Source organism: Arthrobacter sp. NPDC056727 (assembly GCF_042790555.1).
Classification (GTDB): Bacteria; Actinomycetota; Actinomycetes; order Actinomycetales; family Micrococcaceae; genus Arthrobacter.
Window position 1 is genome coordinate 47,555 of record NZ_JBHTZA010000029.1, and the last position, 14,296, is coordinate 61,850.

The window sequence follows — 14,296 nt, forward strand, 5'->3', positions numbered from 1 at the left end:
ACCTACTAGCCATTGTTCGTTCCCTGAGGACTTGACCGGCGAACCGTTGGGCGTTCAGTCGTTCTAGCTAGAAGGTGATCTCATTCCCCGGCTTTGCTCCTAAAGGGGGCAAGAACACCGGCCCCTTTAGCGAGACGTTGTATGAGGGTGTCACAGGTTCCGCAGTGGGCGCCTCGGGCCCGGCCTGCACCTCCGGAGACGGGACCGCAGCTGCGGCATGCGACGTACGCTGATACGCGGCGGTGCCGAAGCGAAGGTCTGGCCCAATCGCGTCCGCCACGATCCTACGGGCCTCGCGGCGTTCGCCGTCCTTCTCGTACGAACGGAACTCCAACTCCCCAGCCACGGTGACCGGGTCGCCCTTCTTCAGCGATGTCGCCGCGTTCTCTGCCAGCGCTCGAAACGCCGACACGTTGTGGAAGACGGGTTCTCCGTCCTGCCACGTGCCGTCCGCCCCTTGGAATCGCTGATTGACAGCCACCCTCAGCTTGGCGTGGGCCACCCCGCTTTCACCAACGGTGAGCTCGGGGTCGGCAACTAGGTTGCCGGCGATGTTGATCGGGATCTTGGTGCCCATTTACTTCTCCTTTCAGGAGCCAGCGGGACTCTCCCGCCGGACAGATAACCGCAGTCGAGGTCAGGGGCCAGCCATCACCGGCCCGTCGGTCGGCATAAGCCCGCCCATCCCCACGTAAGTCGCTGTCGGGTCCAGCCGAGGGTCCACCTCGACGGCGGTGACTTTGCCGCCGAATCCCGGCGGATGCGTGATTTCGAGAATTCCCTTGCTGGCGGCAGTTACTCGGCCCAGTACCGACTTCGCGATGTCCACGCGGGATCCAGGAAGCTTGCTGCCCGTTTCTTGGGAGATCGCATCCTTCTCCGCGTCGAGGACGGCGTCAGCCCAGCCGGCCAGGTAGGTCGCCGACTGGGGGCCTCGGTCGATTCCATGGGCCTTCAGCACCGTGTACGCAACGGATTCGGCCTCTACCTCGGCCAGTCCTCGGTGGTCGGCACTGCTCCCGTAGAGGCGTCCCAGCCTGTCATCGGGCCCATGGAGCAGCACGTGCCCGAGCTCATGTGCGAGGACCGCTGTTCGCTCCTCAGAGCTGAGCCAAGCACCAACCTGTACCCGGTGTTCGGCGAAATCCGTGAAGCCACTGGTCAGCCCATACTGAGCATCCGTGACGTCGACGTTGAATCCATGACTCCTCGCTACAGCTTCCAGAGAACCCCATAGTTCAGCGGCACCGGCCCCGGAGCCGAGACCCCGCGGCACCAGCAGCGGAGTACCCTGCGTCTGAGACACATCGAAGACTGCCTGGCCGCGCCAACCAGTGATGACCGTCTTCTTTCCTTCGTCGATGGCTCCGCGTGGCAGCTGCCCATCCGTAGGGATGCGCTGCCGGCTACCGTCGGGAAGCGCGACCTGCTGGACTCGCGCCGTGCGAGGAGCGATCACCCAGAGTGCATGTTCACCCTTTGTCACCGTACGGCCGTGGCGGGCCCACTCCTTATACCCAGCGACAAGGGTGGGTTCCTCGGTGCCGCGTTGGGCCATCTGCATCATGAGCAGGGCGACGTTGCCGCCCGAGTATCGCCACAAAGTTGACGAGGCGTCCAGCAGAACCTGCCAGTGCGACGGCGACTCCACAGCCTTCTCCAGGATCCTGTGGAGACCCTCCGTCAATGTGGAGATGCGCTCTTCCGGTGTCATGCGCGTCGCGCCGGACTCCTTGACGTCAGCCGGGACATCGGCCGTAACGGCGCTCCATGCGTCTTCAGGTTTAGGGGCCACGACAGCCGCCTTCCTTGCTCCTTGGGAATCCGCCGGAACCTCTTTGCGGATACCAATTCATGTCGCCACCTGCGCCAGCAACATGACCTCAGAATTCGTACCCAAGCTGGTGTGACGCCACCTTCCACTCGACAAACTCCGGTGCTTCCGTCGGGAGGATTCTCGACGTTGGGTCTTTATGTGCCTGCAGCCCCACACAACCGGCAGTCCTGGTATGAGTCCGCAGACGTTCGACGGCGTGGGGCAGCCTTTCGTGAAAGGCCAGGGGGCCGAAACCAGAATCGTCGCTGGCGTACGAGACCAGTTCCGCGCGTTGCAGGGCATAGAGCTCAGCGACGATCTCAGAGTGGCGCCACCAGCAATCCGGGACTACCGACGTTGTCAGCTGATAGGTGGACACCAGCCAGCGGACCCATGCTGCCAGAGCGGTCCACACGCTTCGGGCTTGCTCCCCGGTCAATTCACGCCAGCGATATGTCACACCGGCGGTCCGGCCAGGTGGACGCAACGCAGAGCGAAAGAGCTCCGCGGTCAGCTCGTCGTCTTCCCCTCCGACTGAGGGGATCTCAAAGTGTTCGACGTCATCACTACTGATCATCGTTCACCTCACCTGCCGCTTGCTGTCGCAAGATATGACCGTCGGCCAGGGCCTGCTCGACCTCCCGTTTGGAGCGGCCAAGCTCGGCGGCATCTTTGCGCTTGTGCCATTCCCGCAGATCCAAGAGGATCGGGCGGCTTCGTCGGCCGAGCATGAGCGCCGTGCCTGCCGGTAGGCGACGGATCTCATGGAGCGGCAGGACCGGGCTTTCTCGGATTTGTTCTCCGTCCTGACGCCCCTGCGCGGACCAGGATCGGGTGGTGAGAGTGATGCTCCGCTCCCCCAGCAGTCCAGCGAGGGACCGCAGGTCACGTTCGTCGGAGCCCCCTCCGAAAATCACCTTGATGATGGCGGAGTCCCAGATAGTGGCCGCCTCATCGACGGACCAGCCGGTCCGTGCCTGGGAGAGCGACTGCGGGACAACAAGAGTGGAGATCCCGATGCCACCGCCATCAGAAAGAACGATGGGCAGCCCAGGCCACGGAGCCAGGTTGGCGATCTCATCCAGAATGAGGGACAAAGGCGGGTCCAGCCGGCCTCCCGGCGCAACGAACGCCATCTCGCGGGCAGCGTTGTCGATGTCATCGATCAAGGCAGAAAGATACGGCCCCGCCGCTGCGGCTCCCGCCCGGGTGCCGATCAGATAGAGGGTGCCGCGGTCCCGAATGAACTCCTTGGGTTCGAATTCCTCAGATTCGTCCTGGGGATCCAGGGCGGCAAGCACTTTGGGCGACGACAGGGGCGCAACCGCCGCCGAGACACCAATCCACGAGTTGGAGGTGTTCCTCGGGTCGTCCTCGAGGATGCCCATCAAATCTGCCTGCCAGCCCAGCGCTGCTTCCTTGCGGCTGAGGATTTCGAGTGCTTCCCGTGCGAGGACAGGGCTGGACGACCAGCGGCGAAACGCGCGGACCCCTTCCCCGGACAAGGCGGCGGCGTGGAGAAGGCACTGCAGGATGATCAGCGAGCGCTTCTGCCATGCGGCGTTCTCGCCTTTCATCTCGGTGTCCGCGGTGATGACGAGGGCGCGGCGGGTGGCGATGTCGGGGTTTTCGCATCCGCGGACAGGTGACCAGCGGAGGGTTGACGGCAACCCGGACATACCCTGTGGGTCGAACACAGTAACTGGCCGGCCACCGGTAGATCGGGCTTTCATGGTCACGGCCAGGTTGTCGGCACGTGTGGACGTTGTCACCACAGCACCCGGCGCATCGAGGATTGCGTTGATGATCACGTAGAGCCCCTTGCCTGAGCGGGGAGCACCTTGGATGACCATCGACTCCTCCGTGGACACATGGATCGTGACGCCCCGGGAACGGCCCAGCGTCCACGCCACGTCCTGAATCCGTGGTCTGGCGAGTCCTGGCCTTGTGACCTTTCCCCGTCTCCGAACAGCCCGGCTTCCGAAGTCCTGCTGAATTTCCGCACGCCGTGCGATGCCATCGCGGTTCAGGATGTCCTGACGTAGCCACGCGCCTGATTGCTTCCACCTTCGCCACAGCACAACAGACCCAACGGCGAGCGCGGCCAAGGTGATAAGCACTGGCCCGATGATCCACCAGATGGCTCCGGCCCCGACGTCGCATTGGTCCGGCTCACGGATGATCCAATCGATCCGGCCAGCCAAAAGCCCGACGACGGCGGCGGGGTTGAACGGCAACGGCCGAACGCCGCCGCAGCGCCAAGTCATAGCCAGATTTGCTGCGCCCTTGACCAGGAAGCAGAGACAGATGTAGCCGGCCGCGGCAACAAGTCCGGCGGTAAGGAGGGGGTTATCGGTACCTCGACGGGAACTCATGGGATGGCCTCAGATCATCCGGGCATCGGTGCCGAATACTTTCAACTCATCGGTCGTGACCCGGTTAGCCACAATGAAGGACCGGTTCCCCACTTTCCAGAGTCCAACCCCCTTGGGGAGGTTCTCTACGTGCTCGCACTCAGCCTCCGACAGCCCAAGTGCTTCCTTGGTCAGGCGCATGGCATCGTGCTTTTGCCGGTAGATGATCCTGGTGTCTGCTTCGGTCAGCAGGCCGAGGGCCTTCTGTCGGTGGCCGCTGGTGCTGTCGCCGATCTCATTGAGGTCAGCCACCTTGTGCATGATGAGCAGGTTCGCGATGCCGTACGTGCGTGCCAGCCGCCACTGTTCGCTCATCTTGGCGAGCATGTAGGGGTCTGCCAGCATGCGCCAGCCTTCGTCGTAGACCACCAGGCGCTTGCCACCGTCGGGATTGGTGACGGCTGCTTCAAGCCAGGTGGCACCGCACGCTGCGGCGAGCGCCAATGCTTGCTCTGAGGCGCCGATAAGCGCTGACGTGTCCATCACCATCATGGGCGCATCGGCGTCGAAGGCGACGGTGGAGGGAGCGTCAAACATTCCTTCCAGGTCGCCCGATACCGTTCGCCGCAGAGAGTGGGCAACTGCCAGTCCGCCGTCCTTTCCAACCAGCCCGACTGTATCTTTGGACGGATTCAGGAGGCGGTCGAGGACCATCGGCAACGTAGGGTTTGAGTTCTGGGCAACAGTCTCTGTCAATGCCATGTCCAAGGCCGTGTGCTCCACGGGCCGTAACGGCATGCCCTGCCGCATCAGAGAGACCAGCGCCACGAGCAGGTAGCGGCGGCGTTGACGCACCACAGCCTGCCACTGGGCCTCGCTCAGGGCACTTGAGCGCGGACCGGCATCGAGCGGGTTGACGCGGGCCGGCCGACCTGGACCGACTGAAATGACCTTGCCGCCGACCGCGTTGGCGACTGCAACCCATTCGCCCTTGGGATCGGAGGCGACGGCGGCCTTCCGCCCAAGGGTTATGGACCTGGCAACCAAGGACTTTCCGCACATGGATTTCCCGGTCCCGACAGTGCCAATGACAACGATCGAGGGGCCGCTGATGACGCCCTTGTCGTAGAGAATCCATGGGTCGTAGGAAAACGCCCCCGAGCCGAAGACGTCTGTACCGATGTAGGTTCCCTCATGCCCCAGCCCGGATTCGGTGATAAACGGGTAGGCCGCGGCGAAAGTCATGGTGGATGCGCGGTGTGGTGCCAGGCGCAGGCGGTGCGGACCGCGAAGAGACTTCGGTTCTCGGCTCCCCCAGTCGCCGCCGCGCTCCGTCCTGTCCAGCCGGGCGCCAAGCTTCTCGCTGAGGTTCTTAATCAGGGATCCGGAGACCTGGCTCGCGTCGGTGTCCCGTGGGCACCGTTCCCTCTGCCGCCGCTTCGCGCCCGATGGCATGTACTGAACAGCCTGCGTTGCGCGCTTCATCGTAGACCCCGCCCGAACGGGAGCGCCCCGGCCACGAACGCTTCCCACTGCTGGCCAGCCAGCAGCCGCAATTCAACGAAGGCTCCCGCGGCGGCCGACTCCAGTTCTTGCCTGTGCCGCGCGAGATCTTCGATCGTCGATCCGGTGATCGTCACGTACGCGGCTGGCCGCACATCCCCGTGGCCCGCCACGATCTCTTCTTCGCGCTGTGCGACTTCTTCCTCCTCTGCCTTCTGCTCGCGGGTAAGTGGTCTGTCGAAGCGCGTGTTGATCCGCCGCCGGGTCTCATGGGCTTCCTGGGCAGAACGGATGTCGCGGAGTGCTTCAGTTGTCGGCACGGTCCGGATCACCTCGGTCACCGTGTGGCGGAATTCACCGACGTAGATAAGCGGGTGGAGAAAGCCGGGAAAGACCTTCTGCCGCGGCCATTCGGCTATCCAGAACGTTTGGTGAAAGCCGGTGTCCGTCCGCACATATGTCCAGTGTTCCTCGACCGCCATGGGCCCAGCGAGGACGATGGAAGCCATGGGCTCCGGCTCGTTCTGACCCTCCGGTTCCGTTAGAGCGCCGGCTTGTTGCCTGTCCGTGGTTGCTGCGGATGCTGGATCAAAGGCAGCCCGAACGATGTTGAGAAGGCCTGCCTCCGGCAGCCACTCTTCGACGCTGACGCTGTGTGTTCCCAAGGCGGTAGTCATAGCCTCAACTTCCAGCCGTAGTACCCGTTCGACGCCGAGGACTCCCGCGCCTGCCTCCCGTATCCGACGTCGGGCCTTGGCAATGTCCACAACGATCGTTAGCAACAGCTCATGACTCATGGCGGAACCAGCCGCTGCGATCAAATCCTCGTACGAGCGCTCGCCCCAGCTTCGTTCGTCGGAGTCACCGGTTTGCCGGCGGACTGTGTCTTCGTAGAAGTCACGAAGGGCCGAGGAGGGATACGGGACCGTGTAGTCCTGGACGGCGATCCTGGCCACGCAGCCCCGCTGCGCCAATCCTGCCTGTACCCTGGACCAAGCCTGCACAGCCCAGGCTTTATCGTCGCCGTCCATAAGTGCGAACGACTTGGTGCTGCAGCGCAGGACGGCTATTGCCTCTTTGCCGCGGGAGTCCAATATGAACAACTCCCCGCGGGATGCGCGGCGCAGCTCCAGGTTCCCCAACCCGCCCGGAAGCGCCAGCCGCCCGGCAAGAACAGGCCGCTCCGGCCGCATCAAGTAGCGGGTCTGTTTTGCGGCCAACCTGTAGAAGAACAGCACGGCATGGCTGATCCACACTGGGTAGGGAATCCGTGAGTACTGCAGCAATCCCAGAAGTATCAGAACAAGCCATAGTGGCCCGGACGTGAAAAGGCCTACGGGTCCGCGCACTGCCGAAGCCACACTGCCCACCAGAACACCGGCCGCGAGCAGGAGCAGTTGGTACCATTTCAGGCCCATGAACAAGCCGCGTCGTTCGTACCGCGGGAATTTGACGGGCTCAAGAGTTCGCGAGTTTTCAGACATGGGAATCACTGTCAATCGGAGGTTTGGCGGTGGTTTGAGGACGGATGGGGGAAGGCGGCGTAGCCGCATCCGGAGAAGCAGTGGCAGCGGTAGGTGCCTTCGAAGCCGGGGACTGCGGCCCTTCCCTTATGGCACCTGGCGGCGTTCCATTACCGGACGCTCTCGGGTTCCAGTCCGGCTCGCTGACGCCGCTTCGCGCTCGCCGAAACGATGCACCCTGAGCCGACGTACCGCCGTCGAGCATTAGAGCCGTGGTCTTCCCGCCGGAAGCGCGGGACGGCGTAGTGCCCAGCAGTTGTTCCGGCAATGGCACTCTTGGCGGCAGCGCCCGAGTGGGAAACTGTGGCCGGCTCGACTGAACCGGCCGAGTGATGGCCGAGCGGCTGGCCAACGCAGCCAGCGTGAAGCGACCGCCTGTCTGGCGGCTGATCTGCCGGGCAGCAAAACCGGAGCTTCGGGAAAGGACGTGGCCGCCACCAGCAGTTTGCGCAGCAGCTGCCAACTCGCCACCAGCGAAACTCACGAGGCGCAGAGCCATTAGCGGTGCGCCGCAGGCCAGGGCCATGCCAACGACGCCGGCGGCAAGGCCGGCGAACGACTTCGACTCGGCGAAAAGCTTGATGGCCACGGCAAGCACCGTCGCGGCGAGCGGCTTTGCGATGAGCAATGCCACCACAATCTCGCCCCACCGCCGGGCCCACGATTGCGTCTTCTCCCAGGGCATCAGCATGAGAGCCACGGGGGCGACGGCCGCGAGCAGGATGAGAGCGAAGGAGCGAAAGATCATCGAACACATCAGGATGAAGGCCAGAATCCAAACAACGATAACGGCCATCGCCGTCACGACCACGGCACCCCCCGCGCCCCCACTTGTCCCAGGGGCCAACGAGACAACGTTCCACTTTCTACCCGAGTCCGCCGGAGCTTTCTCAAAGCCGAAGAGCCGCATAAACAGGACATAGGGGTCCGTGGCCAAGGAGTCCAAGAGCGCCGTAGCAGCAGAATCCCCGACTTTGGTGAGCTCCCGGACTAGGTAAACGGCGCCGGCCACCATGGGAACCGCGGCGGCACCGCCAACCAAGGCTCGGATCAGCCGGCGGGGTTGCTGGCTGATGAGGCCGGACAACAGCTGGAGGATCATGGCAATGACGAGCGGGGTCATCATGACGACCACCCACCAGTTCGTCAGCCCCTTGACGGAGTCCCATTGGGAATCGTCAATGTCAGAGGCGCCGAACGCACCAGTGATGAACGACCAGATCCAGGAAGCGACGTTCTCGAGAATGTCCGCAAAGAACGCCGTGAGGGAACTCTGGACACCGTCGTTCGCCTGCGAGACGAGACCGCAGCCGGGCGGCCACCAACCGTTCAGATCGCACTCAACCGGCATGACCGATGTTGCCTAGAACCCGAGCGGGAACGCTGTCTGGGACCAAAGGATGTAGCCGTTGATTCCGCCCAAAATGGCAGCTACGGGTCCAGTCCAGAGCAGGATCATGCCGCCGCCGGACGCCAAGCGGGAGGATTGACTCAGCTTGCCGGCGAGGAGCATTGCAGCTCCGATGATCGCTACGATCGCGATGACAACGAAGGCTCCAACCAGGATGCCGCCGCCGATCTGTTTGAGCGACTCCAGAAAGGGAAAATCAGCGTTTGGGGTGATGCCAGGATCAACCGCTGCGAGAAACATTGCGTGCTCCGTCTGTCGACTTCCATGGGGATGAGCAGATTGGCTCACGACTTCATGGAGCTGGTGGAGCGGCGCAACATGACTAGACGTAGATTTGGCAGGTTCAGATTCAAATCGTTTCTCAGCCACCGGTGCTAGAGGCCTGGTCAGTCGAGAGTCGACCCTACTATTCGAATATATGTTCTAAGATTGTTCTGTGATCAAGAGTGGTTCCCCCGACGACCTCGAGCGAATGATGGCCCGCATGGACGCCGACAAGAGCCGGCCGATAGATGACCCGGCCCCAATCAGGGACTTCCCGAAGTATGGCCGGCCACTCGTGTACGTAAGCGGCATCTACGGTAAGGCCGTGGCCTGGACGCACACGTACGGTCTGATCGAGTGGCTTGACCCCTCGGGCAAATACCATCTGGGATGGGCCCACTCATCAAGCATCAAGCGGGTGACGCCGGAAGAGTGGAAGGGCAGCAGCAAACTCTAGGGTGTGACGTCAGGGGGTCAGCGATCTAGTTTTCATGGCGCGCATCGAGGTCCGGAACAAAGCGTCCAAGAATTTCACACTGTTCCAAAACTTGGGACTCGCGTGGTCACCTTGAATGGTAGGGCCCATGCTGAGGTCATGTCGCGTCGCCGGGATAGGCCCCTGGCCAGGCCGCCGTCACCTGTCTCATAACTAACAATGATTACGGCGATTTCATCTGAAAGTTGCGAGACATAGTTGCGAGAATTTCCTGATCGCCATGGAACTTGCAGGGTTCCCCGGAAGTCGGACCTATGCCGTGGCAGCACCTAGTCGCCAGTGAGACGTCTCGTAGCCCAAGCGTTTCGAGACGGGTAGCCCGCAGGGGGTTGGCGGACTGCCAATGCATCCTGGCGAGGATTCCCATAAAAACTTCGCCACCTACCGCAGTGCATCACAGCGGACAAGAGGTCTTCGCTGAAGTCACGGGACAGGGAACGGCTTTCAACGGCCTTCGCGTTTGCGCGCAGCGCCTCGAGCGCTGCGACTTCCCGCACCGACGCAAGCAACTGCGCGACGGATCTACGGCGAGTCCACCCCAGCCGACTAAGCTGGCAGGTCCTGCATTGACAGCAAGATGACTTGTAGCTGAATGCCCGGCCCGATGGCAGCGAGGAAGCGACGACACCCGGTTACGCCCTACGGTCCAGACGTTTGCCACGACCCCGATACGCTCGGGGGATGAGCGAAGCAAATGTGACCGAAGCTGCAGGTTACTGGTGGAGCGCCGCCACTCCAGAGAATCGTGTTCCGGGTGTGGTCCGCTTAGCCACGGGGAAACACTACGAGCTAACTACCATCGGTTCCTTAGGCGAATCCTTCAATGATCCGGGAACGTTGGCCGATGTCACAGTCTTCGGAGTCTGTGGAGGAACCGAATACACGCTTTTGCGTGCAGTCATGACAAACCAGCAACATCGAGGGGCGGAAACTGCCACGGCAGAGACATGGTTGTCGTTCGTCATGATTCGCGGAGCCCATCTTTTCCCCGATGCCCGTTTCGAATCGGCCTCCTTTCGGTGCACAGGATTGATGTGGCTTTGGGGACGATGGGGGACGGTCCCCGAAGGCCATCCCGACGAACCTCGCGAGATTAGGGCAGCACTGCCTGAAATACGCGGGGGTAAAGTCAAAGTTGTCCGTCGCCGCTCCAGAGAATCCGGCGTCGGCCGCGGTTCATACAAGGATCACATCGTCATCGAGGTCACAGCGGAAGAAGGCATGACCTTGGGTGAACTGGAGCGGAACTTTGAGCTTCCGCTTCGCGCCTTTACCGCTTGTGTGACTGGCAGTGAGTCAGAAATCTCCCATCTCCGCGTCGGAAGGTTTCTTGTCCGAGGTGACGATTCGACGGGAACTCGCCCAGCTTTGGCGGAGATTAATCCGTGGACTTCACGTGATTCCGAGGAGAAATACCGAGCATCGCTCATGAGCCTAGACGATGTCTTCTTCCAAGAAGTCCTGATTCGATGGCTTGAACTTTCAGAGAAAATTCTGAATCCGATGGTGATTGCCGCACCCCGGCAGAATCGGGGCTATCTACAGATGGAGACCTTCGCAGCAGTAAGTGCAGTAGAGCAGGTTCAACGGGAGTTGACGGAGAGCCGTCCAACAACCTTCGCGGATTCGCTCAAACGCATCCTCGACGAGCACCGAGGGGTACTTGGGCTCAACTCAGCTGCAAGGAGAAGGATTGTTAATTCGGTGAAACTATCGGAATTTCGGCTCCAGGATAGGCTGGAGCACCTTCTCGTCGACGGAGAGGCAGGCGACTTCTTTGAATGGTTCCTCCGGGGACACATCAATGCATGGGCTGAGGTTTCTTCCACGGTGCGCAACCGACTCGGGCATGGCTTGGCGATGCCCGAAAGCCAATCGGAGAACCATGTCTTGCTCGTGAACGTGCTGAACACCTCGAGGAACGTGATCTTCCTGAGGCTTTTGCTCGAGTGCGGGTTCCCAAAAGACGAACTCATGATTCGTCTGGAAAATGACCCCAGCTGGACCTGGCAAGTTGAAATCTCTGACAAATGGCCAGAGTACGTGCGATCAATCTCTAACGGGTAGTAGGCGAGGCTTTGCAGCCCTCACAAAGACAGAGTTTGTGGGACAGGGCCGAGCCTGCTCAGGAGACTGAACGCGACAACGCGCTGGCAGTGCTTGTGATCGGGCACCGGGTTCTTTCTAGTGTCTCGCAGTTAGGCAGGCACGCTGCGGTCGTGGCCAATTGGATCGTCGTTGGTTTATGCAGCCGAATCGATGCCAAGATGAACCCATTCAACGATCGGAGATGAAGTGGTGCGTGTTCAGCCGACGGCAACGGTCAGTGACTGGCTTCTATCGGTGGCGGAAGTCCTTCCACTTCCCCATAGGACTGCCCGCCCGTACACGCTGGGGGAAGCTGTCACCGAACTTGGCGATTACGCTCAAGCTAGCGATGTCTCGAAGTGGAATTCGAGGTCCTCGACAAGCCATCGCGCTTCTCTGCGAACTGAGATCAAGGCACAGTCTGAAGCCGTCGGAGGACGGCTTAGTAGTTTAGTTGCCCCTTTGCTGCACGATCTGCGCCTCGACGATAGCCAAGAGGCCATAATCGCCGCGGCCGACCAGTTCAACGAAATTTGGCATTCAGAAGCAGCCATCGCGGAGGGGTTCTGCGATCTTTGCGTAGCAGCGAAGGTCCCTGGAAAGACCAGCGATGCACTGCGCAAGCTGGCGGCTATCGTTGCTTCCCAAGTTGGCCCTGCGGCGCACGGCGCGTTCTCGTTGCTCAGTTCCGCAGCCGATGCACTCGTCAACACCGAGGAACAACTGGCTTGGGAGCGCGACGTGCAGCTTCCTGAGCCGCTGACTGAAGAGCACCGGCTTGAAATGGCGAGAGACATCCTGGTTGCCCCACCGGCGGGTCAGGTCGTCGTATGGACGGTCTATTCCCGCGCTCTTCTCTGGGGGATGCGGGAGGTTATTGGACCGATGACGTTCCTGCGAGCCGATTGGGCGCTTCCGAACGCTTTTGAGCAGAAATGGCACGACTTTCCGGAACGCGAAGAGTTGCGCGGTCTTCGCGAGAACGTCCGCTGGCTCGACGACCTCCATAGTGAAGGGCTGCAACCGGAAAACAGGCTCACCCTTGTACGCGTCGACCTCGGCGAACGGCAGGTGGCCGGCGCGGCGGAGGAAGCCAAGCGGCGAATTGAGGCGTTAATAAGTATCGCTGTCGAAGCAGGTGGCGTCTCGTGGCAAAATGCCGGTGCAACTGCCGTCCTCCTTGATGGAAAGGCTCGCAGCTCATCGGGCGGACTCACCGTCCGTCAGTCTCGGTCGCCCGACGATGACAGTTACGGGATCGGTGGCACAGGCAAGATCCTCAGTACCGTTGCAGACCAGTTTGTCGATGCCCTAGCCAAAGGGCCCATGCCGGAGCAGTTAGTTGAGGCGCTGACGTCGCTACGTGAGGCACGGATGACCGATCATCGAGACGTTTCCTTTTACGGGGCCCGCCGCGTCACACCGCGGGTAGCGACAGCGCTCGAGGACCACGCGATGGAACTCTTCGCTTCCGTACTCAACGTGCCTGCGTCAGAGTTAGCCACCGCCGTCCAGCGTCGAGAAGCCCTCAGGCGCGCCGACGGTCGGATCGCCGGCCAACTGATGGCTCCATTGGACGAAGCATGGTCACGCGGACCAAATGCAGGCCGAGATGAGCTCGAACGGAAAATTTCCGAGTACAGCAGAGGTGGACTCCGCTTAGTGTCCGTCGGGAAAGCTGTTGCACTCCAAGATGAAATCCGGGCACTTCCGATGTCCGAACTCAAGCGCGCAGACTTGGAAGATGCAATTGCAATCTGCACTGTTCCCGATCGGGAGCGGCAGATCCTTGACCAGACGTGGCGCGAAACAAGCTTGCTCCGTGCTCGGCATCGCCGGGTTCGAAACGCGGTCAACCATGGCCTGCCGTTGGATGCGACAACCCTAAACAGCATCCGCAACTACGCGGAGTCCACATCCAAGATCGCTCTCGACGTTGCTCTAACCTGGTTCAAAAGCGGCGAGTCGGGTGCGGCCCTCATCCAACGAGAAGAGAACGCCTGGAGCAAACGCATGGATCGGATCCGCTCAGGCATGAGCTGCGCGGACGAAGACGCCCGAAACAACGACGAACCGTAACCTCGACACCAACAAATTCTGGGCTGTGCATGTGACGTCAGGGTAAGCGGTCGCCATCTTCCCGGCCCTCTCCGCCTATGGCAGTGACGACACAAACACGCCAACAAGCTTGTGTCCGCACTCGTGGACCGCCCGAATCACTGGCTGTGTACGGACAGCGTGGACGTGTCCGATTTCAATCCGAGCTGAATTTTGACGACCTGCTGCAACCTCAGATTCGGCGCCCTCGCCTGCGGCCCGCCTGGTTCGGCTCCTTGCAAGGTTCCCTCTTTCTCGAAACCCTCAACGTCTCGAATCCCTAGAGCTGCGAGACGAGGACCCCTTCCCATACGCATGGTTCAGATAGTTCACGGGAAGAAGCGCCATCCAGCCAGCGGGGCGTATGACGGAAAGGCATTCTCTTGTGTCTCGTGCTGACCGTCCATTGAAGTAGGTGACCGACTCGCAAAGGGGCCTATGCTGAGGCCATGTCAGGTCCCTTTAGCGAGATCCCTGCCGAACTGGGCCCGCACTAGCGTTAGCGAAGGCCGTGAATGCCTTCCCGGGACCAAAGGCGCTGCCCGGGACGATGTGCTTTGAGCCGAAGTGGGACGGATACCGCATTGCCTTGTTCCGCGGCTCTCATGGCACGGAGCTTTGGTCTCGTCAGGGAAGGAATTTATCGAGATATTCTGTCGGTGCTCAGTGCCACCCTACTGTCGTTTTGCCTGTTGAGAGCGCGGTGGCCGGTCCGCTACAGATGTCGCGCACCGCGTCTTAAGC

10 protein-coding genes are annotated in these 14,296 nt (G+C 61.4%); 3 read left to right on the plus strand and 7 right to left on the minus strand.

The window, feature by feature from the left end; all coding sequences use genetic code 11:
• Positions 1-67: 67 nt before the first annotated feature.
• The 7 genes from ACFRAH_RS21400 to ACFRAH_RS21430 form a co-directional block, all read right to left on the minus strand.
• Positions 68-577: a single-stranded DNA-binding protein gene (locus tag ACFRAH_RS21400; protein WP_377992917.1), complete on the minus strand. Its 510-nt coding sequence runs from the start codon at positions 575-577 to the stop codon at positions 68-70.
• A gap of 60 nt (positions 578-637) precedes the next feature.
• Positions 638-1,795 carry an ArdC-like ssDNA-binding domain-containing protein gene (locus tag ACFRAH_RS21405; protein WP_377992918.1) on the minus strand — a complete coding sequence of 386 codons (1,158 nt, stop codon included), beginning with the start codon at positions 1,793-1,795 and terminating at the stop codon, positions 638-640.
• 587 nt (positions 1,796-2,382) lie between these two features.
• A complete protein-coding gene (locus tag ACFRAH_RS21410; protein WP_377992919.1) occupies positions 2,383-4,191 on the minus strand; it encodes a type IV secretory system conjugative DNA transfer family protein in 1,809 nt (602 codons plus the stop codon).
• A gap of 9 nt (positions 4,192-4,200) precedes the next feature.
• A complete protein-coding gene (locus ACFRAH_RS21415) occupies positions 4,201-5,655 on the minus strand; it encodes an ATP-binding protein (RefSeq protein WP_377992920.1) in 1,455 nt (484 codons plus the stop codon).
• Positions 5,652-7,157: an SCO6880 family protein gene (locus tag ACFRAH_RS21420; RefSeq protein WP_377992921.1), complete on the minus strand. Its 1,506-nt coding sequence runs from the start codon at positions 7,155-7,157 to the stop codon at positions 5,652-5,654. The genes ACFRAH_RS21415 and ACFRAH_RS21420 overlap by 4 nt, the downstream gene beginning before the upstream one ends.
• On the minus strand, positions 7,150-8,547 hold the full coding sequence (locus ACFRAH_RS21425; RefSeq protein ID WP_377992922.1) for a hypothetical protein: 1,398 nt from the start codon (positions 8,545-8,547) through the stop codon (positions 7,150-7,152). The genes ACFRAH_RS21420 and ACFRAH_RS21425 overlap by 8 nt, the downstream gene beginning before the upstream one ends.
• Before the next feature lie 12 nt (positions 8,548-8,559).
• Positions 8,560-8,847: a hypothetical protein gene (locus ACFRAH_RS21430; RefSeq protein ID WP_056345693.1), complete on the minus strand. Its 288-nt coding sequence runs from the start codon at positions 8,845-8,847 to the stop codon at positions 8,560-8,562.
• 196 nt (positions 8,848-9,043) lie between these two features.
• Between ACFRAH_RS21430 and ACFRAH_RS21435 the strand changes: the two genes are divergently transcribed.
• The 3 genes from ACFRAH_RS21435 (at position 9,044) to ACFRAH_RS21445 (ending at position 13,534) form a co-directional block, all read left to right on the plus strand.
• Positions 9,044-9,328 carry a hypothetical protein gene (locus ACFRAH_RS21435; RefSeq protein WP_083706196.1) on the plus strand — a complete coding sequence of 95 codons (285 nt, stop codon included), beginning with the start codon at positions 9,044-9,046 and terminating at the stop codon, positions 9,326-9,328.
• 720 nt (positions 9,329-10,048) lie between these two features.
• The gene (locus ACFRAH_RS21440) at positions 10,049-11,434 is read left to right on the plus strand and encodes a hypothetical protein (protein ID WP_377992923.1); all 1,386 of its coding nucleotides are present in this window, start codon (positions 10,049-10,051) and stop codon (positions 11,432-11,434) included.
• A gap of 483 nt (positions 11,435-11,917) precedes the next feature.
• Positions 11,918-13,534 carry a hypothetical protein gene (locus ACFRAH_RS21445; RefSeq protein WP_377992924.1) on the plus strand — a complete coding sequence of 539 codons (1,617 nt, stop codon included), beginning with the start codon at positions 11,918-11,920 and terminating at the stop codon, positions 13,532-13,534.
• Positions 13,535-14,296: the final 762 nt, after the last annotated feature.